General features: G+C 75.1%; 21 protein-coding genes. 12 read left to right on the top strand and 9 right to left on the bottom strand.

Annotation, left to right across the window (positions count from 1 at the left end):
- Positions 1-56: 56 nt before the first annotated feature.
- Together ACFQ80_RS03250 and ACFQ80_RS03255 are read right to left on the bottom strand one after the other, a co-directional pair.
- Positions 57-1,346, bottom strand: coding sequence for an ABC transporter substrate-binding protein (locus ACFQ80_RS03250; RefSeq protein WP_430550920.1), 1,290 nt, complete (start codon positions 1,344-1,346; stop codon positions 57-59).
- Positions 1,347-1,507: 161 nt separating this feature from the next.
- Complete coding sequence (locus ACFQ80_RS03255) at positions 1,508-2,362, bottom strand: aldo/keto reductase (protein ID WP_430562533.1); 855 nt, start codon at positions 2,360-2,362, stop codon at positions 1,508-1,510.
- Between the two features lie 280 nt (positions 2,363-2,642).
- On the opposite strand from ACFQ80_RS03255, the gene ACFQ80_RS03260 reads away from it, so the two are divergent.
- Positions 2,643-2,846: a transcription antiterminator/RNA stability regulator CspE gene (locus ACFQ80_RS03260; protein ID WP_079576569.1), complete on the top strand. Its 204-nt coding sequence runs from the start codon at positions 2,643-2,645 to the stop codon at positions 2,844-2,846.
- Positions 2,847-2,965: 119 nt separating this feature from the next.
- Complete coding sequence (locus ACFQ80_RS03265) at positions 2,966-3,736, top strand: hypothetical protein (protein ID WP_430562534.1); 771 nt, start codon at positions 2,966-2,968, stop codon at positions 3,734-3,736.
- Here ACFQ80_RS03265 and ACFQ80_RS03270 read toward each other — a convergent pair.
- Positions 3,733-7,455 carry a TM0106 family RecB-like putative nuclease gene (locus ACFQ80_RS03270; protein ID WP_430562535.1) on the bottom strand — a complete coding sequence of 1,241 codons (3,723 nt, stop codon included), beginning with the start codon at positions 7,453-7,455 and terminating at the stop codon, positions 3,733-3,735. The genes ACFQ80_RS03265 and ACFQ80_RS03270 overlap by 4 nt on opposite strands.
- A 103-nt stretch (positions 7,456-7,558) precedes the next feature.
- Here ACFQ80_RS03270 and ACFQ80_RS03275 point away from each other — a divergent pair, with 103 nt between their 5' ends.
- The 3 genes from ACFQ80_RS03275 to ACFQ80_RS03285 all read left to right on the top strand — a co-directional run bounded on the left by ACFQ80_RS03275 (position 7,559) and on the right by ACFQ80_RS03285 (position 10,539).
- The gene (locus ACFQ80_RS03275) at positions 7,559-8,215 is read left to right on the top strand and encodes a GntR family transcriptional regulator (protein ID WP_430562536.1); all 657 of its coding nucleotides are present in this window, start codon (positions 7,559-7,561) and stop codon (positions 8,213-8,215) included.
- Positions 8,212-9,402, top strand: coding sequence for an MFS transporter (locus ACFQ80_RS03280; protein ID WP_430562537.1), 1,191 nt, complete (start codon positions 8,212-8,214; stop codon positions 9,400-9,402). Before ACFQ80_RS03275 ends, ACFQ80_RS03280 begins: the two co-directional genes overlap by 4 nt.
- 105 nt (positions 9,403-9,507) lie before the next feature.
- Positions 9,508-10,539: an excalibur calcium-binding domain-containing protein gene (locus tag ACFQ80_RS03285; RefSeq protein ID WP_430562538.1), complete on the top strand. Its 1,032-nt coding sequence runs from the start codon at positions 9,508-9,510 to the stop codon at positions 10,537-10,539.
- Positions 10,540-10,569: 30 nt separating this feature from the next.
- On the opposite strand, the gene ACFQ80_RS03290 is transcribed toward ACFQ80_RS03285, so the two are convergent.
- Both ACFQ80_RS03290 and ACFQ80_RS03295 read right to left on the bottom strand, forming a co-directional pair.
- Entirely contained in the window at positions 10,570-11,349 is a 780-nt protein-coding gene (locus ACFQ80_RS03290) for a hypothetical protein (RefSeq protein WP_430562539.1), read from the bottom strand.
- Positions 11,346-11,879: an RNA polymerase sigma factor gene (locus tag ACFQ80_RS03295; protein ID WP_430562540.1), complete on the bottom strand. Its 534-nt coding sequence runs from the start codon at positions 11,877-11,879 to the stop codon at positions 11,346-11,348. The genes ACFQ80_RS03290 and ACFQ80_RS03295 overlap by 4 nt, the downstream gene beginning before the upstream one ends.
- A 121-nt stretch (positions 11,880-12,000) precedes the next feature.
- Here ACFQ80_RS03295 and ACFQ80_RS03300 point away from each other — a divergent pair, with 121 nt between their 5' ends.
- Positions 12,001-12,741 (top strand): hypothetical protein, encoded by a 741-nt coding sequence (locus ACFQ80_RS03300; protein ID WP_430550911.1) that lies wholly within the window; start codon positions 12,001-12,003, stop codon positions 12,739-12,741.
- A gap of 28 nt (positions 12,742-12,769) precedes the next feature.
- Entirely contained in the window at positions 12,770-13,198 is a 429-nt protein-coding gene (locus ACFQ80_RS03305) for a hypothetical protein (RefSeq protein ID WP_430550910.1), read from the top strand.
- A 50-nt stretch (positions 13,199-13,248) separates the two neighbouring features.
- On the opposite strand, the gene ACFQ80_RS03310 is transcribed toward ACFQ80_RS03305, so the two are convergent.
- From ACFQ80_RS03310 to ACFQ80_RS03320, 3 genes are read right to left on the bottom strand one after another with little or no spacing between them, the layout of a single operon-like run.
- Positions 13,249-14,058 (bottom strand): amino acid ABC transporter ATP-binding protein, encoded by an 810-nt coding sequence (locus ACFQ80_RS03310; protein WP_430562541.1) that lies wholly within the window; start codon positions 14,056-14,058, stop codon positions 13,249-13,251.
- Positions 14,055-15,035 carry an amino acid ABC transporter permease gene (locus ACFQ80_RS03315; RefSeq protein WP_430550908.1) on the bottom strand — a complete coding sequence of 327 codons (981 nt, stop codon included), beginning with the start codon at positions 15,033-15,035 and terminating at the stop codon, positions 14,055-14,057. Before ACFQ80_RS03315 ends, ACFQ80_RS03310 begins: the two co-directional genes overlap by 4 nt.
- Before the next feature lie 5 nt (positions 15,036-15,040).
- The gene (locus ACFQ80_RS03320; RefSeq protein ID WP_430550907.1) at positions 15,041-15,970 is read right to left on the bottom strand and encodes an ABC transporter substrate-binding protein; all 930 of its coding nucleotides are present in this window, start codon (positions 15,968-15,970) and stop codon (positions 15,041-15,043) included.
- A 260-nt stretch (positions 15,971-16,230) separates the two neighbouring features.
- On the opposite strand from ACFQ80_RS03320, the gene ACFQ80_RS03325 reads away from it, so the two are divergent.
- Genes ACFQ80_RS03325 through ACFQ80_RS03340 form a run of 4 tightly spaced genes read left to right on the top strand, consistent with a single transcriptional unit; the run spans position 16,231 to position 21,315 of the window.
- On the top strand, positions 16,231-17,874 hold the full coding sequence (locus ACFQ80_RS03325; protein ID WP_430562542.1) for an ABC transporter substrate-binding protein: 1,644 nt from the start codon (positions 16,231-16,233) through the stop codon (positions 17,872-17,874).
- Positions 17,875-17,890: 16 nt separating this feature from the next.
- Positions 17,891-18,889: an ABC transporter permease gene (locus ACFQ80_RS03330; RefSeq protein ID WP_430562543.1), complete on the top strand. Its 999-nt coding sequence runs from the start codon at positions 17,891-17,893 to the stop codon at positions 18,887-18,889.
- The gene (locus ACFQ80_RS03335; RefSeq protein ID WP_430562544.1) at positions 18,882-20,663 is read left to right on the top strand and encodes a dipeptide/oligopeptide/nickel ABC transporter permease/ATP-binding protein; all 1,782 of its coding nucleotides are present in this window, start codon (positions 18,882-18,884) and stop codon (positions 20,661-20,663) included. The genes ACFQ80_RS03330 and ACFQ80_RS03335 overlap by 8 nt, the downstream gene beginning before the upstream one ends.
- Positions 20,647-21,315 (top strand): ATP-binding cassette domain-containing protein, encoded by a 669-nt coding sequence (locus ACFQ80_RS03340; RefSeq protein WP_430562545.1) that lies wholly within the window; start codon positions 20,647-20,649, stop codon positions 21,313-21,315. Before ACFQ80_RS03335 ends, ACFQ80_RS03340 begins: the two co-directional genes overlap by 17 nt.
- 44 nt (positions 21,316-21,359) lie before the next feature.
- Here the strand turns inward: ACFQ80_RS03340 and ACFQ80_RS03345 are convergent, their stop codons facing one another.
- Positions 21,360-21,962 (bottom strand): TetR/AcrR family transcriptional regulator, encoded by a 603-nt coding sequence (locus ACFQ80_RS03345; protein ID WP_430550902.1) that lies wholly within the window; start codon positions 21,960-21,962, stop codon positions 21,360-21,362.
- Between the two features lie 37 nt (positions 21,963-21,999).
- On the opposite strand from ACFQ80_RS03345, the gene ACFQ80_RS03350 reads away from it, so the two are divergent.
- Complete coding sequence (locus ACFQ80_RS03350) at positions 22,000-22,806, top strand: alpha/beta fold hydrolase (RefSeq protein WP_430562546.1); 807 nt, start codon at positions 22,000-22,002, stop codon at positions 22,804-22,806.
- The last annotated feature ends 7 nt before the right edge of the window (positions 22,807-22,813 follow it).

A 22,813-nucleotide genomic window follows, 5' to 3' on the forward strand; every position in this document is an offset into this window, starting at 1 on the left:
CGGCCGCTCTGTGCGAGCGTCCGGGCCGTCGTCGTGCCGAGGTCAGCGAGCGAGGATCACTCCTCGATCTTGCCCTCGATCTGCCGCTGGTAGGTGTAGGTGTTGTCGGCGCCGTACTTGTAGATGCCGATGAACGCGGACGTCGGGTCGTTCGAGTCGTTGAGCGGCCCGATGCCGGACTTGCCGACGTAGTTGATGTCGTCGCCGGCCTCGAGCGCCTTGACGCCCTCCTCGAACGACGTGACCTCGGTGCCGCCGTCGGCACCCGACACCGCACGGATGTTCTTCGAGATCGTGGCGCCGTCGGTGCCGTCGCCCTTGACCGCCGCGAGCGCGGCGAGGACCACAGCGTCGTACGACTCGGCGGAGTAGGAGAAGTCGTTGAGCTCGCCGCTCTCGTTCTCCGAGTACCACGTCTGCAGCTGCTCGCGGAAGGCGTCGTCGGCCTGCGCGCCGGGCAGCGTGCCCTGGACGCCCTCGAGGGTGCCCGGGTCGAAGTCGTCGCCGTAGTTGGAGAGGTTGCCGTCGACGAAGTACGTGGTGCCGTCGAAGTCCCAGCCCTGCGCCACGAGCTCGTTGACGATGGCGGTGGTCTCCTCGAACGCGACGATCGAGATGGCGTCGGGCTTCTGCGCGAGCAGGTCGGTCACCTGGGCGCCGAAGTTCGTCTCGCCCGGCGCGAACTCGTGGCCCTCGCCGTTGCCGCCGTAGACCGCCTCGCACCCACCGGCCTCGAGCGCCTCCTGGATGTAGTCGCGCAGGCCGTTGCCGTAGGCCTCGTTCTGCACGAGGAAGCCGACCTTGCAGTGGCCGTCACCCATGATGAGGTCGGCGTGCGCCGGCCCCTGGACCGTGTCGGGCGGTGCCGTCCGGGCGAAGAACTCGCCGTACCCCGACAGGTCCGCCGCCGTGTTCGCGGGCGAGATCTGCATGACGCTGGCCTCGGCGAACTGGTCGACCACGCCGAGCGACACCGCGGAGGACGCCGCGCCGATGGCGACGGAGACGCCCTTGCCGATGAGGTCGGTCGCCGTGCTGGTCGCCACCGAGAGGTCGGTGCTGTCGCCGGAGTCGCCCCACTCGACGCTGACGTCGTTGCCGAGGACGCCGCCGGCGGCGTTGATGTCGTCGATCGCCAGACCGACGCCGGCGATCTCCGGCGGCCCGAGGAAGGCGAGGGTGCCAGTGACCGGCAGGATCGTGCCGATCTTCAACGGCTCGGCCGAGCCGCCGCCGCCCTCGCTGCTGTCGCCGCTCCCGCCGTCGGACGAGGCGCAGGCTGCGAGGCCGAGGCTGAGGACTGCCGCGAGGGCCAAGCCCTTGGCGGCCGTGGTGCGTCGGATCATGCTGTTCCCCTTTTGGAGGTAGGACATTCGCGGCTCAACACCGCATTCAGTGCCGCTGAACGTAGCGAGACTGTATGTCGCCGACGTGTCGCGCGGGTCACTCCCTGCAGATCGTGACGAACCTGTTATCTAGGTCACACTCGGCCTCCCGCGGCCCCGCATCAGGCGCGGAACTGCGTGAACGACGCGGTGGCCGGGTCCGCCCCCGTGCGCCCCTCGGCACCGGCCTCCAGGGCGTCGATCGACGCCACCTGCGCGGCCGACAGCTCGAACGAGAAGACGTCCAGGTTCGTGGCCTGCCGCTCGGCGGACAGCGACTTGGGGATGACGATCCGCCCCTGCTGCACCGCCCACCGCAGCACGACCTGCGCGGGCGTGACGCCGAGCTCCGTCGCGGCGGCGACGACGGCCGGCGCGTCCAGGTCGGCCCCGCGACCGAGCGGCGAGTACGCCTCGACGGCGACGCCGAGCTCGCGGCAGCGCTGCTGCACCGCGGCCTGCTGGAAGGTGGGGTGCACCTCGACCTGGTTCACCGCGGGCACGACGTCGGTCTCCGCGACGAGACGGTCGAGGTGCTCGACCAGGAAGTTGGACACCCCGATCGCGCGCACGGCGCCCTCGGCGAGCAGCTTCTCGAACGCGCGCCACGTCTCGACGTACAGGTCCTTGCTCGGCACCGGCCAGTGGATCAGGTACAGGTCGACCTGGTCGACGCCGAGCGCGCGGCGGGAGTCCTCGAACGCGCGCAGCGCCTGCTCGTACCCCTGGTCGCCGTTGCGGAGCTTGGTGGTGACGAAGACGTCCTCGCGGGGGAGGCCCGACGCGCGCAGCGCCGCGCCGACGCCCGCCTCGTTGTAGTAGCCGGCGGCGGTGTCGACGTGCCGGTACCCGAGCTCGAGCGCCTGCTCGACGTTGGCCTGGGTGCCGTCGTCGGGCACCTGGAAGACACCGAGACCGACCTGGGGGATCTCGACGTCGCCGGACAGGGGCAGGGAGGGCACGGGGGAAGTGGTCATGACACCTTTGTATCGGCCGCCCCCGACCTCGCGTCCACCGGGGTGACCACCCTGTGGACAGCCCGTGCGGCAACACTGGTGCCCGTGCTCGCGCTCGCGTACCGTTGTCCCCGTTGCAGTGCCTCGCTCGATCCGGACGGTTCCCGTCCGCGCCACGGCGATCGCATCGGAAGGACTGGTGCGGTCACCCGGCGGACCTTGGTCTCAAGAGTTGACGACGATTCACCGTGATGCGCGATCTCGACGGTCGAGGTCGTCGACACCTCTTGAAGGAGTAAGCATGGCCACCGGAACCGTGAAGTGGTTCAACAGCGAGAAGGGCTACGGCTTCATCGCCCCCGAGGACGGCTCGGCCGACGTGTTCGTCCACTTCTCCGCCATCCAGTCCCAGGGCTACCGGTCCCTGGACGAGGAGCAGCGCGTGGAGTTCGACGTCACGCAGGGCCCGAAGGGCCCGCAGGCGGAGAACGTCCGCCCGCTCTGATCTCGCTCCCGGCCGGCTGACGCCGGCCGCGGGAGTCGCACGGCCCGCACCTCGCTCGTCGGGGTGCGGGCCGTCGTCGTTGGCGGGAACGCCCGCCCCGACGCGATCGTTGGACCGTCATGGGATTCCTCGACCGACTCCTCGGCAGAACTCACGACGAGCGCACGTACCACGGCGTGCCAGGCCGGCCCGACGACGCCCGGCCGCACACGGGTGAGGCGCCGGGGAAGCACGGCTACGCGCCGTACCCCGGCCAGCAGCCCGCCGGCCGGCCCGGCGCCGGCGGCCCCGCCGCACACCGCGACCCCGACGAGGTGGCCGTCGAGCGCTACCGCTACCTGCTGCGCACCGCGCCGCCGGACGCCGTCGAGCAGGCGCACGCCGAGGCGTTCGCCCGCCTGACGCCGGAGCAGCGGCGCCGCGTGCTCGAGGACGTCGGCTCGGGCCTCCCCGCGAACGAGCGGGCCACCTCCGACGACCCGCAGTCCCTCGCCCGCATGGCCACCCGGGCCGAGATGCGCCGGCCCGGCACGCTGGAGCAGTCGTTCCGCGGCCAGGGCGGCTCCGGCGCGCGTGGTCCGGGCTTCGGCTCGATGGTCGGCTCCAGCCTGCTCGGCACCGTCGCGGGCGTGGTCATTGGCTCGGCCGTGGCGAACGCCCTCTTCGGCCCGGCCTTCGGCGACCCGTCGCAGGACTTCGCCGGCGACGCCGGCTCCGAGGCGGGAGCCGAGGGCGGCGAGGCCGGGGGCGACGCAGGGGCGGACGCCGGCGGCGACGCCGGGTACTCGGAGGCCTCGGGCGGCGACGCCGGGTACGACGGCGGCGGCGACGCGGGCAGCTTCGGCGACTTCGGCGGGGACTTCGGCGGAGGCGACTTCGGCGGGTTCTAGACCGCCCGCTCGCACAGCCCGAGGAAGGCGCCGAGGCGGCCGAGCCCCTCGGGGGTGTGCGGCAGGTAGTCCGTGAGCTCGGGCGACCGCACGACGATCGCGCACCACTGCCCGCGGGAGACGGCCACGTTGACGCGGTGCCGGGACAGCAGGAACCCGGTGCCGCGCGGGACGTCGTGCGGGGAGGACGCCGCGAGCGTGACGATCGCGACGGGCGCCTCGGTGCCCTGGAACCGGTCGACCGTGCCCACCCGCACGCCGTCGAGCCCGGCGTCGTCGAGCGCGCGCCGCACGGCCCACACCTGGGCGTTGTAGGCGGCGAGCACGACGACGTCACGCGGCTCCAGCGGGCGTGCGGGCTGCCCGGCACCCGGGGTCCAGGCACGCCCGACGACGCCTGCCGCCTGCCGCACCACCTCCTGCGCCTCCTCGGGCGACCCGACGCCGCGGCCCACGTGCCGGACGGGCACGTGGTGCACTCCGGGGGCCACGCCGTCGAGCCGGCGCCGGGCCGCGGTCTCGTGGGCCCCCAGCCGCCCCTCGTACGCGAGCTGGGACACCGCCTCGCAGAGGGCGGGGTGCATCCGCCACGACCGCGCCAGGAAGTAGCCGAGCCCCGGCGGCAGCACGTCGCGGCCGTCCGCGAGCCAGCCGAGCGCCGACCGGTCGACGGGCTCGGGGTGACGCCCGCGGCTGACCTGCGGCAGCTGCTGCGGGTCCCCCAGGAGCAGCAGGCGACGTGCGGACCGGGAGACCGCGATCGTGGACGCGAGGGAGAACTGGCCGGCCTCGTCCACGACCAGCAGGTCGAGGTCGTCGTCCGGCCAGCGGCCGGGGTGCGCGAAGTCCCAGGCCGTGCCGCCGACGACGCCCGGGCCGCGGCGGGAGAACTCGGCCAGGTCGTCGCCCGGCAGCTCCGCGCACACCGCGGCGTCCGACGGGGCGTGCGGGGCCGTGTCGGACGGCCGCTTCCTGGCTACCCGCTCGGCGGGGACGCCGGCCTTCTCGACGACGGCGCGCAGCATGTTCTCCACCGCCGCGTGCGACTGCGCGACGACGCCCACCCGCCAGCCCTCGGCGACCAGCGCTGCGACGACGTGCGAGCCGACGTGCGTCTTGCCGGTGCCGGGCGGCCCCTGCACCGCGAGGTAGGAGCGGTCGAGGTCGCGCGTCGCGGCGAGCACCGCGGTGGTGAAGTCGCCGTCGACGACGTCGGGCAGCGCCCCTCCCCCGGTCAGACGCGGTGGCCGGCGGCGCAGCAGGTCCGTGGCCGGGCCGTCGGGCAGCGCGCGATCGGTATCCCACGCCGCGAGCGCGCGCGTCGCCACGTCCTCGAGCGCCTGCTCCTGCGGGTCGGCGCGCGGCCCGCTCGACGGGGTGAGCGCCATCGGCAGGGCGTCGAACGTCTCCGCGCCGACACGGACCTGCTCGCGCAGCAGCAGGACGTCGCGCTCACCCGCCTCGGTCTGCCGCCGGACGGCGTCGACGATCGTCGCGCCGCCGTGGAACCCGCGCACGGCGTTCGCCGGCACGGTCACCGCGACGGGCGCGGGGTCGTCGTAGAGGACGAACGGCACCGCGCCGGCACCCAGCTCGGAGCCCTCCGACAGCCGGCCGACCAGCTCCAGCACCCGCGCCGGCGCGCGCCGCCCGTCCTCGACGAGCCAGTCCTGGACCACGGTCGCGCGTTCCACGTGAAACGTGTTCCGGCGGCCCTGCCACTCGTCCGGCGGCAGCTCGAGCCGCGAGTAGTGCTCGTGCCAGAACGGCTTGCTCTCCCGGCGCCAGTAGCCCAGCGACGCACCGATCATCGCGAGCGCCTGCGCCTCGTCGTCGCGGGCGCCGCGGTCCTCGCCGACCCGCTCGCGCACCTCGGCCTCCAGGCCCAGCCGTCGCTCGCGCGACTCGCGCGTCGCCGCCTGCCGCGGCGTCTCCGGGGCGGGCTCGACCGGCTCGGTGGGCTCGACCGGCGACGGGACCGCAGCCTCGGCCGAGGGGGCGCCCTCGGCGGCCCGGGCGTCGACCACGTCGGCCGCCCCGCGCAGCCAGTCGAACAGCCGCAGGGTGGAGACGCAGTCGTACCGGTTGTAGTCGGCGATGTCGCGCAGCAGGGCATCGGCCTCGCCGCCGCGGCCGGCGTCGCGCAGGGCCGTGTACTCGGCGTAGGCGACGATGGACGCCGCCGCGGTGGTGACGTCGCCCGACCGCAGCTCGTCGCCCATGTACAGCGGCTCGAGCTTCTTGATCGACTTGGAGCGGTCGGAGATCCGCAGCGACGACCGCACGACGGCGTAGAGGTCCACCAGCACGCCGTCGCGCAGCAGCTGGTCCACCTCCTCCTCGTAGACGCCGTGCCGGGCGGCGATGGACAGCAGGTGCACCCGCTCGTACGACGCGTAGTGGTAGACGTGCAGGTCCGGGTACCGTCGCCGCCGCTCGGCGAGGTAGTCCACGAAGTCGACCAGGGCCTGCCGTTCCTGTGCCAGGTCGTGGGCCCAGAACGCGCGGAACGGTGGGGCCTCCCCCGCGGCCTCGGGCCGCTCGACCAGGCCGAACAGGTAGTCGAGCCCGGTCTGCTGCCCCCACTGCTCGCCCTGCGGGTCGGACCACAGGGGGTCGCCCTCGAAGTCGAAGAAGACGTCGCCCGGGCTGGGCGGCGGCAGCCGGCGCACCGCGGACGTGTCGGGCAGCTGCCAGCGGATCGTGGCGGGCTCGCCGTGGTCGTCGTAGCCCACCTCGCCGTCCCACTCCCCCGTGCCGAGCTGCAGCCGTGCCTGGTCGCGCACGCGCTCGAAGCCGCGGGCCGGCATCCCGGCGGGCGGGTCCTCGGCCTTCGCGAGCTCGTCGATGGTGGTGATGCCGCCCGCGAGGAGGCGTGCACGCTGCTGCTCGTAGACACCCCCGACGAGCAGGACGTCGCGGTGCGCGGCAGCCTCCTCGGCACAGGCGGGGCACCGGCCGCAGGCGGTGAACCGCTCGTCGCCCCAGGCCAGGGGGCCGTCGTCGGCACGGTGCGCGGCGACGACCTCCCGCAGCCGGGCCCGCCGCTGCTGGAGCACGGGCAACAGCTCGGCGAGCCGGTGGGAGCTGGTGACGCGGGTGCCGAGCACCAGGTGGACGGTGTCCGTCGGGTCGACGTGCGCGGCGGCGAGCTGGTCGGCGTACGCCGCGAGCTGCAGCAGCGCGGTCACCTTGGCCCGCCGCGCCAGCTTGGTCTCGAGGACGGCGTAGCGCGGCAGCGCGGCGGCGGCATGCTCCCCCGGACGCCCCGGACCGACGTCCAGGTCGCCCAGCGGGTCGCGGACCAGGAAGTCGGCCCGGCCGTGGAACTCGCCGTCGAAGAACGTCGCCTGCGCGACGACGTCCGCGCCCGCCTCGATCGCCGCGAGGGTCGCGCCGTGCGCCGCCTCCAGCCCCTCCCGCGTGAGCCGGGCCGGCGGCCCGACCTCGACGACGCCGCCCGGCCCGCCGTCCGAGCGCCCGAACCGGGCCACGTACTCGTCCAGCACCCGCCGCTCGTGCGCGTCGCCCAGGGCCGCGGTCCGCTCGAGCATCACGTCGGCATCGAGCTCGCGCCGCGGCACCCGGCCGAGCAGCTCGTCGAGGCGGCGCAGCAGCCGGAACTCGCACTCGGCGGCCACGACCAGGTCGCTCGCGGAGTGCACGACGGCGGGTTCGCCGCCGCCGTCGGTGGTGCGGTCCGCGTCCAGGAGGAACATGCCCCCGGTCTACCAGCGGCGACCGACAGTCCTTGGCCCGGCTCGTGGCCGGCACCGCTCGATCGCTTGCATGCAAGTTGGATGCAAGCGTAGGTTGCCTCGGGTGACAGAACCCTCCGCGACCCCCGCGCCGCCGCTCAGCGCCGCCGAGCGCGCGTACCAGCACACCAAGGCGAAGATCCTCTCGGGGGAGGCGGCCGGCGGCGTGCTGCTGTCCGAGGGCGACGTCGCGGCGGAGCTCGGCATCAGCCGCACCCCCGTGCACGAGGCGTTCCTGCGGCTCGACGCCGAGCGGCTGCTCGCCGTCGCGCCGCGGCGGGGGGCCGCCGTCGTGCCGATGGCCCCCGACGAGGCGCGCGACGTGCTCGAGATGCGCGAGGCCGTCGAGCGTTCGACCGCCCGCCGCGCGCTGGCTCACGGGCGCCCTGCGGCCGCCGTCGTCGGCGAGCTGCGCACGCACCTCGACACGCAGCGACGCGCGGCCGCCGCGGACGACGTCCAGGCGTTCGTCGTGGCCGACTCGGCGTTCCACGGCGTGCTCGTCCGGGCGTCGCGCAACCAGACGGCGATCCAGTTCATGGGGCTGCTGCGCGACCGGCAGCTGCGGCTCATGTTCCAGCACCTGCACGTCGGGGCGGACGAGGTCGCGGCCGCGCTCGCCGAGCACGAGGCGATGCTCGCCGCCGTCGAGCAGGGCGACGCCGACACGTACTGCGACCTGCTGCACGACCACGTCCGCCGGCACCGGGGCATCCTGTGAGGCGCCCGTGGCTCGGCGCGTTCGCCGCGCTGTTCGTCTCCTCGTGGGCCGGCAACCAGTTCACGCCCGTGCTCCTCATGTACGAGGAGGTGCAGGGGTACGGCGACGCCACCGTCAACGCGTTCCTCGGCGTGTACGTGCTCGGCCTCGCGCCCGCGCTGCTCGTCGCCGGGACGCTCTCCGACCGGTTCGGCCGCCGCCCCGTGATGCTCGTGGGGACCGTCTGCGGCATGGTCGCGAGCGCCGTGCTCGCGCTCGGCGTCCTCGGCCCCGTCCCGATCTACGTGGGGCGGCTGCTCGCCGGCATCACGGTCGGGACGGCGACATCGGTCGGCACGAGCTGGATCAAGGAGCTCTCGCAGGTGCCCTACGACCGGGGGGCGGACGCCGGCTCGGGCGCGCGCCGCGCGTCCCTCGCGTTCACGCTCGGGTCCGCCCTGGGCGCGCTCGTCGCGGGCGCGCTGGCGCAGTGGGGCCCGTGGCCCGAGGTGCTGCCGTTCGTGGTGCACCTGGTCGTCACGGCGCCGTTCCTGCTGGTCGTGCTCCGCACGCCGGAGTCGAACGCGTTCGGCGGCGACGCCGGGCCGTGGTGGCGCGGGCTGCGGGTGCCCCCGGCGGGCCACCTCCGGTTCACGCGGGTGGTCGCGGTCGTCGCGCCGTGGATCTTCGTCGTCGCGGCGCTCACCTACGGGTACGCGCCGGTCCTGCTGCGCGACCAGACGCAGGGTTTCGGCGTGGCGTACGCCACGTTGCTCACCGTGGTGGCGCTCGGCGTGGCCGCCGTGGTGCAGCCCGCCGCCAAGCGGCTCGACGCCGTCGACTCCGCGCGCGGGCTGGCCGTCGCCGCCGGGGCCCTCACGCTCGCGGTGGCGTGCGTCGGCGCGGTGGTCGTGTCCGGCTCCCCGTGGTGGGGCGTCGGAGCCGCCGTCGTGGGTGGCGCGGGCATGGGGATCGGCCTGTCGTCAGGGCTCCTGGAGGTGCAGCGCATCGCCGGGCCGCGCCACCTCGCCGGCCTCACGGGCGTGTTCTACGCCGTCGCGTACGCCGGCTTCCTCACGCCCGCGATCATGGCCGCCATCACCCCGCCGTTCACGACGACTCAGCTCTTCGTCGTCCTCGTGGCGCTCGGCGCGGTGTCCACGGGCGTCGTGGTCGCGCACTACCGCAAGCACCTCCCGGGGGCCTGACCGGCCGTCGTCGACCCCGTCCCGGTCCCTGACGCATCGCGGGCGCATGGACCGGGGAGGGCGGTTTCCGACATAGTGGGTGCCGCTCGACGACCAAGGAGTGTCATGGCTGTGCGATTCAACCCGCCCCCGGGATGGCGGGTACCCCCGGGGTTCCGGCCCGACGCGGGGTGGGTCCCCGACCCCGCGTGGCCGCCCGCACCCCAGGGCTGGGAGTACTGGGTGGACGACGCCGCGCGTCCGGCCCGCCCCGAGACCCCGGCCGAGGCGACCACCGTCATGGCCCCCGTGCCCGCCTCCGTCACGTACGCACCGGCCGCCGTGACCACCGTCGCAGCCATGCCCCCGCAGCCCCCGCAGCCGCCGTCACCCCCGGCGCCCACGGCGACGTACGGCGCCCCTGTCGCGACCGTCTCGGCCCCGCCGCCCCCGCCGCCCGCGCCGCCCGCGGCGATCCCGGCCGCCGCTCCCCCGTACGGCCACCCCGGCGCCGAGGAGGAACGCGGAGCCGTCGCGACCGTCTCCGCCGCGCTCCGCACCGTCGGTGACCGGATCCGCACCAGCAGCGGGCGGCGGGCGGCGCGCCAGGCCGCGGACGAGGCCGAGCTCTCGGCCGGTCGCACGCGCGCCGGCTCCCGCGGGCGCGGCAAGCGGGGTGGCCCGCTGATCGCCGGCGTCGCCGTCGCGTGCCTGGCCCTCGGCTGCATCCTCGGCGTCTCCATCTCGATGGTGCGCAGCTCGGACGCCGCGCAGGCGCTCGTGGACGCCGACCGCATGGAGGCCGCGGCCGAGCAGGCCCAGGCCGAGGTGGACCAGCAGCGCCAGGACCTCAGCGCCCAGAAGGACGACCTCCAGAAGCGCGAGGAGTCGCTGAAGGAGCGCGAGCAGGCTGCCGAGGCCGCGGAGACCGAGCTCGCGAGCCAGAAGAAGGCGTTCGAGGACCAGCAGACCCAGAACCAGCAGCAGGCCGAGCAGCAGAAGCAGCAGGAGCAGCAGCAGCAGGACTCCGCGTGGTTCTACTGGGACTGCAACGCCGCCCGCCAGGCCGGCGCCGCACCCATCCAGAACGGCCAGCCCGCCTACCGTGGCGCGCTCGACCCCAACGGCAACGGCATCGCCTGCGAGGACGGCGAGTAGGCGCGACGGGCCGGACGGACCCGCGAGGGCTCATCGGCCGACGACGACCTCCGCGCGGGCGCCGTCGGTGAACGTGAGCTCCGCGGTGGGGCGCAGCGACGCCTCCCCGGGCGCCCAGACCGCCCACCAGCCGTCCTGGACGGTGGCCTCGACGCGCTCGCCCGAGGTGGTGGTGAGCGCGAACGACGCGACGTCGGACCCGGCGCGCCCGTAGGCGGAGGTGAGCGCGCCGTCGCCGGTGTCGCCCTCGGACCAGGACGCGGTGCCGGTCTGGACGGTCGTGACGTCGCGCGGCCCGGGCTCGCCGGGCACGGACCTCAGCACGGCGTCGCCCGCGACGACGTCGGTCGCGCCGGAGGCCTGCGTGGTGACCAGGCACTCGCCGATGGCGCTGTCGCCCGTGAGCAGCACGTACGTGTAGTCGCCGCGCTGCTCGGCCAGGACCGGGCTGATCGGCACGCTCTCGACCTGCGGGCCGTCGTCGCCCTCGGTGATCCGGTGCGCCACCGTGCCGCACGCCTGCGCGTCGGCCTCCATCGCGTCCGGAGCCACGGTGGCGGGGACGGAGGTCCACGACGCGTACGCGGCCTGCGACCCCGGCCACCACACCGTGGCGACGCCGGCCACCGCCACCACGGCGGCGGCCGCGGCACCCGCCAGGACGGCGGGGCGCACGGAGCGACGGATCGGGGTGGCCCGCCGCGCCGTGCCGAGGATCGCCTGGAGCGCCTCGTCGTCGGGGCGGCCGGGCGCGCGGAGGTCGCGCGCCGGGTCGAGGTCGGCGAGGTCGACCATCATGGGGGACTTCATCGCGCCTCCTGGAGGTTGCGCAGGACGTCGGCGGTGTCGGGCTTCAGGCCCGAGTAGGCCAGCAGCCGCTTCCGGGCCCGGGTCAACCGGACGGAGAACGTGGACGGCCGGATCCCGAGGACCTTGGCGCCCTCGACGGCGGTGAGCCCGTCCCACGCGACCAGCGCGATGACCTCCCGGTCCGCGTCGGAGAGCATCTCCCAGGCCCGGCGCAGGTCGGTCCGGTCGGCGGCGAGGTCGTCGGTGCCCTCCTTGCCCGCCTCCGGCTCCCGCTCGAGCCGGACGCCCAGGGCCCGCCAGCGGCCGTGCGTGCGCAGGTGGGTCGCGAGCACGTTGCGGGCGACGCCGAGCAGCCACGGCTTCGGGTCGTCGGGCACGTCGCCGAGACGGCGCCAGGCGACCAGGAACGTCTCCGACACGACGTCGTCCACCAGCCCCGCCTCCACCCGACGCGCCACGAATCGTGTGACCACCTCGTGCTGCTCCACCCAGATCTGCGTCAGCAGCTCACGGGCGCGGGCGTCGTCCACGATGAAACCTTTCCGTCCTACCAGTGGAGTTGCCGCCAACCCCCCGAGTGCTACACCGTAGTCACCGCGGGGGTCGACGACGACGCCGCACCAGCGCGCCGGAGCCCAACCGAGGAGCGACATGAGCCGAGGCAGGACCGTCAGGAAGAACATCGCCGCAGGTCTGGGCGTCGCCGCTCTCGCGCTGGGGGTGACGCTCACGGCGGTCGCCCCGTCGCAGGCCGCGCCCACGGAGGAGAACCTGCCCGGCGTGCCCGCACCCGGCAGCCCCGCGGACGAGTGGGAGGCGTGGGCCGCGCAGGAGCGCGCCGCCGCCGAGGCCACCGACTGGGCGGCCGACTCGGAGGCTCGCGGGTGCACCCTGCAGGACGTCACGATCTCCGACGAGGTCGACCGCGACTACAACGTCGCGATGGGCGCGCCCGCCGACCTCGCGACGCACCGCGTCGACCTGCTCGAGGACTGCGGCGACGCCGCGACCGCCGTCGCCGGCGACACGGCCTCGCGGTCCGCGGCGTCCGGGGCGAGCACCCTGGCGCTGCCGTCCGGCAACCGGTGCGCGTCCACGTCCGGCCCGGGCACCATGTGCCTCTCGAAGAGCGGCAGCCGCATCTACGCGTCGTGGCAGTACCGCGGGTCGGGCTCCGTGACCGGGTTCCTGCGCATCTACCGCGTCTCGTCCGGCGCGAGCGGCTGCCCCACCGGCACCACCTGGCTGACCGGCGGCACCAGCACGTGGAGCAACGGCGACACCCGCACCATCTCCAAGACGCGCACCTCGGCCGGCGGCTACTCCGCGCACATCTGGAAGAAGGTCACCATCGGCCACACCGACTGGGGCGGCGTCTGCTCGGTGCTCTGACGCCCCGACCGACGACGGAAGGTGCCCGATGACGAGCGACCGGCTGGGCGTGGCGGTCTTCGTCGTGTGGACGGTGCTGCTGGTCGCCGTCCCCGTCGTCACGATCGTCGTCGCCGTGCGCCGACGCCGGCACGTCGGCGGCGGGCTCGTCGCCGTCACGGTGCTGGCGTTCGCCGTGCTCGGCGTCGGCTGGTGGCTGGTGCTGTCCCCCGTCCTGATCGACGGGGTCACCTGCATGTCGGGGTCGGCGGCTGCGGGACTCCTCGACGACAGCCTCGACATGACGGACGAGGGTGTCGCGCTCGCCGACCGCCTGGCGTGCCGCGACCTCGCGCGCCAGGTCGTCGGCGGGTGGGCCCTCGCCGCGGCGGCCGCTCTGGCCCTGTGGGTCGTCGCCGTGGTGCGCGCCCCGCGCCTGGCCCGGCCGGGCCCGCCCCCGTGGACGCCGGCCGTCTGACGGCGCGACCGTCCCGCCAGTGCCCCGTCAGAGTCCCGCCAGAGCCCCCGTCAGAGCACGTGGGCGAGGAAGTCCCGCAGGCGCGGCTCGGACGGGTTGTCCAGCACGTCGGCGGGCGCACCCTCCTCGACGATGACGCCGTCGTCCATGAAGACGACATGGTCGGCGACCTCGCGGGCGAACCCGATCTCGTGCGTCACGACGATCATCGTCATGCCGGAGCGCGCCAGGTCCTGCATGACGGCGAGCACCTCGCCCACGAGCTCGGGATCGAGCGCGGAGGTGGGCTCGTCGAAGAGCATGAGCTCGGGATCCATGGCGAGCGCCCGCGCGATCGCGACGCGCTGCTGCTGGCCGCCCGACAGCTGCGCCGGGTAGAACTGCGCCCGCTCACCGAGGCCCACCCGGTCGAGGAGCTCCAGACCCTGGCGGCGGGCCTCCGCCCTGGACAGCCCGCGCACCTGGACAGGCGCCTCCATGACGTTCTCCAGCGCCGTCTTGTGCGGGAACAGGTGGAAGCGCTGGAACACCATCCCGATGCGGGAGCGCTGCTTCGCGATCACCTTGGGGTGCAGGCGGTGCAGCACGCCCTTGTCGTCGCGGCGGTAGCCCATGAGGTCGCCGCCCACGTGGATGGACCCGGCGGTGATCTCCTCGAGCTCGTTCACGCAGCGCAGCAGCGTGGACTTGCCGGAGCCGGACGGCCCCAGCACCACGGTCACCGAGCCCCGCGGGACGTCGAGGGAGACGCCCTTGAGCACGTGCACGCCGTCGTGGCCGCGGCCGAACACCTTGTGCACGTCGCGGACCTCGACCATCACGGTGCCGGTCGCGCCCGCGCTCTCGCTCGTCGCGGTCATGGGGTCACCTCCAGGAAGGGGTCGTCCTTGGTGGTGCCGGACGCGCCGATGAGGTCCTGCTTGCGCGGCTTGCGGCCGGCCCGGGGGCCACGCCCGCCGGGCCCACCACGACCGGTGCGGCCGCCGTCGAACCCGCGGCCGTAGTACCGCTCGAGGTAGTGCTGGCCGATCATGAGCACCGACGTGATGAGCAGGTACCAGAGCGCGGCGACGATGAGCAGCGGGATCGGCTGGAAGATGCGGCTGCCGATCTGGTTGGTGGCGTACGTGAGCTCGAGCGTGAACGGGATCGCCAGCACCAGCGACGTCGTCTTGAGCATGGAGATGGTCTCGTTGCCCGTGGGCGGCACGATGACGCGCATCGCCTGCGGCAGCACGATGCGGCGCAGGATCTTGGCGTCCTTCATGCCGAGCGCCTTCGCGGCCTCCGTCTGGCCGGGGTCCACCGACGACAGGCCGGCGCGGACGATCTCCGCCAGGTACGCGGACTCGTTGAACGCCAGTCCGATCAGCGCCGCCCAGAACGCCGTGATGACGTCCTGGGTGGTGAAGGTCCAGAACTCAGGACCGAACGGGATGCCGAGGGACAGCCGCGGGTACAGCACCGACAGCAGGCCCCAGAACACGAGCTGCGTGTAGATCGGGGTGCCGCGGAAGAACCAGATCCAGAACCACGACACCGACCGCATCACGGGGTTGTCGCTGCGCCGCATCACCGCCAGCAGCACGGCCAGCACGATGGCGATCGCCATCGAGCCGAACGTGAGGACGAGCGTCCAGCCCACGCCCCGCACGACGACGACGTCGCGCAGGTAGAGCCAGACCGTGTCCCAGCGGAAGTTGGGGTTGGTGACGAGCGCGTTGACGGCCATCGCCACGAGGACGAGGACGACCACGGCCGACACCCACCTGCCCGGCCGGGGCACCGGCCGGGCGTGCAGGGGCTCCGGCAGCTGGCCGGACGGTCGGTCTTCCATGCGGTTCAGCCTGCCGGGTTCAGCTCGGCCGTGTCGAGCACGGCCGCGCCGGAGCCCCAGGTGTCGGCGACCTGGGCGAGCACGCCGTCGTCCATGAGCTTCTGCAGCCCGGCCTGGACGGCCTTCGCGAGCTCCTCGTCGTCCTTGGCGACGACGACGCCGTACGGTGCGGCGTCCGTGATCTCGCCCAGCGCCTCGACGGAGCCGCCGGTCTGCTCGACGGCGTAGGCGATGATCGGCGAGTCCGCGTACATGGCCTGGAGCTTGCCGCCGGCGAGGTTGGTCGTGACGTCGGACTGCGAGTCGTAGGGCAGCACGTCGACGGCCTCCTTGCCCTCGTCCGTGCACGCCTTGCTGAGCTCGGCCAGCTCGTCCTGCTGGATGGTGCCGGTCTGTACGCCGACGCTCACGCCGCACAGGTCGTCGGGCGAGACGCCCTCCGGGTTGCCCTTCGCCACGGCGTACTGCGAGCCCGCGGTGAAGTAGCTGACCATGTTGACGGTCTCGAGGCGCTCGGGCGTGACCGAGAACGCCGACATGCCCGCCTCGTACTTGCTGCCGATGGCGGGGATGATCGAGTCGAAGCCCGCGTTCTCGACCTGCAGCTCCAGGCCCATCGTCCTGGCGAGCGCCGTCGCGATGTCGATGTCGATGCCCACCGGCGTCGTGCCGTCCGCGTCGAGGAACTCGACCGGCGCGTACTGGAGGTTCGAGCCGAGCGTGAGCTTGCCGTCCTCGGCCACGGCGTCCGGGACCAGCGCGGCGACGGCGTCGTCCTTCTGGATCGCGTCGAGGTCGACGGCGGCGGAGGTGCTGTCCTCGGACGCGCCCGGCGTCTGGCCGAGGTCCTGCGAGGCCGTGGTGCAGCCGGTGAGGGCGAGGACGGCGACGGCCGAGGTGACGACGGTCGCCGCGAGGGTGTGGCGGGTGCGCATGGTGGGCTCCGAGGATCGTGCGGGGGGTCGATGCATGAGTATGCAGCCCGAGGAATTATTCTCCAAACCGCCTGGTGACGAACCCGACTCGCGGGGCCCGTTCCGGGGCATGCCTCCACCCTTACACTCGGACCGCACCCCGGCTCCCGCCTCCTGCGCGGTCCGGACCGGCGACGTCGCCGGTCGAGCGGGTGCCCCCCTTGTCGGCCGCGCTGCCGCGGCCCCGTCTCGCCTGCCCGATCTCGTCCCAGGAGTGATGCATGCCGCGCACCCGTCCGTCATCCCTCGCCACGCCCGCCTCGAGGCTCGCCCTCGGCGGCCTCGCCGTCGCCGTCGGCCTGTCGGGCTGCGCGACGTCGGCCGGCGGCGGGGGCGACGACGGCGGCGACGGCGCGCGCGTGGTGCTCGCCGACGCGCAGCCGCTGGGCGGCTACAACCCGGTCAACGGGTACGGCGAGCTGGGCGTCTCCCCGCTCTACGACGGGCTGCTGCGCCCCGCGTCGTCGGGCGACGACCGCCTGCCCGAGCTGGAGCCCGCGCTGGCCGCCGAGGCGCCGGCCGTGAGCGACGACAGCACGGTGTGGGACGTGACGCTGCGCGAGGGCGTGACCTTCTCCGACGGCACGACCCTCGACGCCGCCGACGTGGTCGCGACGTACGAGGCGGTGCTCGACCCGGAATCGGCGTCCGAGGTGGCGGGCGCGTACCGGATGATCGGGTCGGTCGCGGCGACCGACGACCGGCACGTCCAGTTCACGCTCACGCACCCGTACTCGGCGTTCGCGTCGCGGCTGACGCTGGGGATCGCGCCGTCGGAGCGGCTCGACGGCGGCCCGGCCCGCGACTCCACGCTCAACACCGAGCCGGTGGGCACCGGCCCGTACCTGCTCACGCGCCTCGACGCCGACCAGGCGGTGTTCGCCGCCAACCCCGGCTACTGGGACGGCGCGCCGCAGGTCACCGAGCTCGTCACGCTGTACCTGCCGGACGACAACGCGCGCGCCCAGCGGGTCCGGGCGGGCGACGTCGACGGCACGGTGCTGCCGCCCGTGCTGGCCGCGTCGTTCGAGGACGAGTCCGGGCTGCGGGTGCAGCCGGTGCGGACGGCGGACTGGCGCGGCGTCTCGCTGCCGGTCGAGAACGCGTTCGCGAGCGACCCCGCCGCGCGCCGGGCGATGAACCTCGCCGTCGACCGGGCCACGATCGTGGACGGCGTGCTCGCCGGCCACGGCAGCCCCGCCGCCACGCCCGTCAGCGCCGTCTACGGGGACGCGTTCGCCGCCGACGCCACGTTCCCCTTCGACCGGGCCCGCTCGGAGCGGCTGCTCGACGACGCGGGCTGGCGGCCCGCCGCCGACGGCGTCCGCGCCCGGGACGGCGAGCGGGCGGAGTTCGACCTCTACTACCTGGCGTCCGACAGCCTGCGCCGTGACATGGCGGCCGCCTTCGCCGCCGACATGGCGACGATCGGGGTCGACGTCACGCTGCGCGGCGGCGACTGGCCCGAGCTGGACCGGCACCTCACGGACGCCGCGATCCTGCTGGGCGGCGGCGAGCGCCCGTACGACCTCGACACCCAGCTGTTCGACGTGCTGCACACGCGCGCCGACGACACGTCCCCCTACGACAACCCCGGGGACGTCGAGATCCCCGGCGTCGACGCGCAGCTCGACCGCGCCCGCGCCAGCCTCGACCCCGGCGAGCGCACCGCCGCGTACCGGGCCGTCCAGGAGGCGTACGTGCAGCACCCGACGCACGTGTTCCTCGCGTTCGTCGAGCACACGTACGTGACGCGGGACGACGACGCCGGAACCGGCTGGGACCGCGGACCGCTGGTGCTGGAGCCGCACGCGCACGGCGTCTCGTGGGGCCCGTGGTGGCACGTCGCGGGCTGGCGGCGGTGAGCGGCCGGGGCCCGCGATGAGGGCCGGGGCCCTCGCGCGCCGGTCGGGCGACCTGCGCCGCGTCACGCTGCGCGCCGTCGCGTTCGGGGTGCCCGTGCTGCTCGCCGTCTCCGCGCTGGTGTTCGTGCTGGCCGAGCACTCGCCGCTCGACCCGCTCGCCGCGTACCTCGGCGCGCGCTACCAGGAGACGTCGGCGGCCGACCGGGCGGCGCTGAGCAGCACGCTCGGCCTCGACCTCCCGTGGTGGCAGGGCTGGCTCGCCTGGGCGGGCGACCTGCTGCACGGCGACCTGGGCTGGTCGCGCGTGTTCACGATGCCGGTCGCGGACGTGTTCGCGCAGCGGGTCGGGTGGACGCTGCTCCTGTCCGGGACGGCGCTGGCGATCGCCCTCGTGCTGGGCGTCGTGCTGGGGCTGGTCGCGGGCACGCGACCCGGCGGGCGGCTCGACGCCGCGCTCAGCGGGCTCGCCGTGCTGCTGCAGTCCGTGCCGCCGTTCGTCGTGGCGCTCGGCGCGGTGCTGGTCTTCGCGGTCACCCTCCGGGCGGCACCCGTGGCAGGCGTCGCCGAGCCCGGCGCCCTGCCGACCGTCGCGGGCGTGGCGGCGCACCTCGCCCTCCCGGCCGCGGTGCTCGCCGCGACGATGCTGCCCTGGATGCTGCTCGGCGTCCGCACCGCCGCCGCCCGCGCCGCGGCGTCCGACGCCGTGCGCGGCGCGCGTGCCCGGGGCCTGCCCCCGCGCACGGTGCTGACCCGGCACGTGCTGCCGGTCTCGCTCGGCCCGCTCGTCATGGTGGTGGGCGCGCGCGTGCCGGAGCTCGTCGTCGGGGCCGTGCTGGTGGAGGAGGTCTTCGGCTGGCCCGGCATCGCCGGCGCCGTCGTGTCGTCCGCGCAGGCGCTCGACCTGGCGCTCCTCGCGGCGCTGACGGTCGTGACGACGGCGGCCGTGCTGATCGGCTCCTGCCTCGCCGACGTCGCGCAGCTGCTGCTCGACCCGCGGGTGGTCGTCGATGCGTGACGCCCGCCGGTTCCTGCCGCCCGCGATCCTCCTCGCGCTCCTGGTCGCGTACGCCGTCCTGGTGCCCCTGCTCGCGGGCCCGACGTCGGTCGACTTCGGCGCCGCGCTGCGACCGCCGAGCCTCGCGCACCCGTTCGGCACCGACCACTCCGGCCACGACCTGTTCGTGCGCGTGGCGCAGGGGCTGCGCGTGTCGCTGGTTGTCGCGCTCGGGTGCGCCGCCGTCGCCGTCGCGGTGGGCGTGAGCGTCGGGGCAGCCGCCGCGGCGCGCGGCGGTCTGGTCGACGCCGCCGTGATGCGGGCGACGGACGGCGTGAACGCGCTGCCGCACCTGCTGCTCGGCATCGTGGTCGTCGCGTTCTTCCCGGGCTCGCTCGTCGCGATCATGGCGTCGATCGCGGTGACGCACTGGCCCCAGGTCGCGCGCGTGGTGCGGGCCGAGATGCTGGCGGTGCGGTCGTCGGCGTACGTCGACGCCGCGTACCTGGCGGGCGCCACCCGCAGGCAGGTGGCCCGCGAGCACCTGGTCCCCGCCGCGTCCCCGCAGGCGCTCGTCGCGCTGGTCATGCTGGTGCCCCACGCCGTCTGGCACGAGGCCACGCTGAGCTTCCTCGGCCTGGGCCTGCCGCCCGACCGTGCGAGCCTCGGCACCCTGCTCGAGATCGCCCGCGGCGACGTGCTCACCGGCGCCTGGTGGACGCTCGCCTTCCCCGCCGGCGTGCTCGTGCTGACCACGCTGGCCGTGTCCGGCGTCGCGCGCGCGGCCCGGCAGCCGGTCGAGCGCCGCGAGCGGGCGTCCGGCCCCCTGTCCGGGCCTGGAGGACGCCGGACGCCCGCTCACCGCCCCACGGCGACGGCGGACGACGCGCCCGTCGTGCGGGTGCGCGGCCTCACGCTGCGGCTGCCCGCGGGCGGGCGGTGGGTGCACGCCGCCACCGACGTCGACCTGACGCTGCGCGCCGGCGAGATCACCGCGCTGGTCGGCGAGGCGGGCTGCGGCAAGTCCGTGCTCGCGTCGGCGCTGTGCGGGCTGCTGCCGCCCGGCACCCGCGCCACGGGGTCGGTCCGGGTGGCGGGCGACGAGCTGCTCGGCGCGCCCGAGCGCCGCTGGCGGGACCTGCGGGGTCGGGTGGTGGGGCTGTCGATGCAGTCCGCCGCCGCCTCGTTCACCCCCGTGCGCACCGTCGGCGCGCAGCTCGCCGAGACGCTCGCGGCGCTCGGGGCGGCGTCCGAGGACCCGGAGTCGACCGTGCCCGACCTGCTGGCCCGCGTCGGGCTCCGTCCGGACGACGGCGACCGGTACCCGCACGAGCTCTCCGGCGGGATGGCGCAGCGCGCCGCCCTCGCCGCGGCGCTGGCCGGCGACCCGGCCGTGCTCCTCGCCGACGAGCCCACCGCGGGCCTCGACCCCGAGCTCGCCGCGCAGGTGCTGGGCCTGCTGCGCGAGGTCGCCGACGCCGGCGCCGCCGTCCTGCTCGTCACCCACGACCTGCAGGCGCTGGAGACGTCGGGCGTCGCGGACCGGCTCGCGGTCATGTACGCGGGCCGGGTGGTCGAGGAGGGCGGCACCGGCGCCGTGCTGCGCGCGCCGCGCCACGACTACACGGCCGCGCTGCTCGGTGCGCTGCCGTCGCGCGGGCTCGTGCCCGTCCCCGGCACCCCGCCCGAGCTGACGGACCTCGACCCGGCGACGTCGTTCGCCGACCGGCTCGGGGCCGACGGTCAGGCCGCGCACGTCGTCGAGGAGGGGGTGCCTGATGGCGCTCGTCGCTGACGGCGTGAGCTGCTGGTACCCCGCCGGCGCCCCGCGCCCGGCCGGCGCCCTCGTGCTGGACCGCGTGAGCCTCGCCGTCGAGCCGGGGCGGATCGTCGGGCTGACCGGCCCCTCGGGGGCGGGGAAGTCGTCGCTCGGGCGCATCCTGTGCGGGCTGCAGCCGGCGCAGGAGGGCGCCGTCCTCGTGGACGGCGAGCCCGTGCCGACGCGGCGGGGCCGCATGACCGGCGTCGTCGGGCTGCTGCACCAGTCGCCGCGGGCGGCGACGAGCCCGCGGCTGACGCTCGGCGCGATCGTCGCGGAGCCGCTGCCGCGCCGCGAGCGCGGTGCCTCGGCCGGGCGGGCGCGGGTGGCGGGCGCCGCGCGCCGGGTCGGCCTGACGCCGGACCTGCTGGGCCGCCTCCCGGCGCAGGTCTCCGACGGCCAGCTCCAGCGCGCCTGCCTCGCCCGCGCGCTGCTGGCCGCGCCGCGCTACCTCGTCGCCGACGAGCCCACCGCCATGCTCGACGCCGCCACCACCGCCGCCGTCGCGCAGGTGCTGCGGGAGCTCGCCGCCGCCGGCGCCGGCGTGCTGCTGGTCTCCCACGACCACCCGCTGGTCGACGCGCTCGCCGACGAGCGGGTGCTGCTGCCAGGTGACGTAGCCAGGTGACGTAGCGAATCGTCGTCGTCCTGCGCGCTGACGGCGACGAATCGCTACGTCGGCGGCGCGAGCCGCGCCGCGGCGAGGCGGGCGGCAGCGCGGAGCTCCTCGCGGCCGGCACCCAGCTCGGCGCGGACCGCGAGGCCGTGCCAGAGCGTCTGGACCAGCCCGGTCAGGGTCCCCGCGTCCGTGCCCGCCGGCGCGTCGCCGTCCACGACCGCCCGCTCGACCCGGGCGCGGAGCAGCGCCTCGTCGGCCCCCTGCGCCTCGACGACGAAGGCCCGGACGTCCAGCGTCGCCGACGTGTCCGCCATCGCGGCGCTCGTCGTGAGGCACCCGGGCTGGTCGTCCGGCCGGGTGAACTCGTCGACGGAGCCGACGAGGACCCGCTCGATCACCCCGGCCAGGTCCGGTTCCTGGACGGCGCGCGCGTAGACGTCCCCGTACCGGCCCGTGTGGGCGCGCACGGCCTCGTCGAACAGCCGCTCCTTGGAGCCGAAGGCGGCGTAGAGGCTCGAGCTGGAGATCCCGAGGGCCGTGGTGAGCATGCGCGTCGACGTGCCGGAGTAGCCGTGCCGCCAGAAGAGACGCGCCGCGTCCCGCAGCGCGAGGTCGCGGTCGAAGGTACGGGGGCGTCCGGCGGCTCGGGTGGGCACCTTGTGATTCTAGAGCGATCGATGCAGAATCCGAGTTATGGAGCGAACGCTACAGAAATGGGTGACCGTGCGGGACGGCGGCCGGGTCGCCGTCGACGTCTACGGGGAGCCCGACGACGACGCGATCGTGCTGGTCCCGGGGGTCCTGAGCGACGCCGCCGCCTGGGGCCCGGTCGCGCGGGCCCTGGAGAGCTGGGCGACGGTCGCCGTCGTGAACCGCCGGGGCCGGCACCCGTCGAGCCCCCTCCCTACCGGCTACTCGCTGCGGACCGAGCTCGACGACCTCGCCGCCGTGCTCCGCGGGTTCACGCGCGTCCGCACGCTGTTCGGCTGGAGCTACGGGGGCCTGATCGCGCTGCACCTCGCGGGCAACGAGCCGGTGCCGCACGTCGTCGCCTACGACCCGGTCGCCCGGCCGTTCGGGGCCGACGCGCTCGCCGCGCTCGGGCAGGCCGCGGCGGACGAGGACGACGACGCCACCGTCGAGATCGTCCTCGGCCGGGTCTCCCGCCTGGAGGCCCGGGACGTCGCGGCCCTGCGGGCCGACCCGACCGCCTGGGCGACGATGACGCGGCTCGCCGCACCGGTGCACGCCGAGACCGCAGCCCTGAACGCCACGGCCCTGCCGGAGGGGCTGGCGGGCCGGGCGGGCCGGGTCGACCTCGTCGTCGGCGGGGCCCACCGGGGCCGACCGCCGTACGGGACGACGTTCGACGACGTCCGACGGGTCGTTCCCCACGCGACGACGCACGTGCTCCCCGGGCAGGGTCACCTGGCACACCTCGACGCGCCGCGGCAGCTCGCCGCGTGGATCACCGGCACGGCGACGGTCACGACGACGTAGCGAGCAG

Origin of the sequence: Isoptericola sp. NPDC056578 (genome assembly GCF_042793275.1) — a bacterium.
Lineage (GTDB): Bacteria > Actinomycetota > Actinomycetes > Actinomycetales > Cellulomonadaceae > Isoptericola.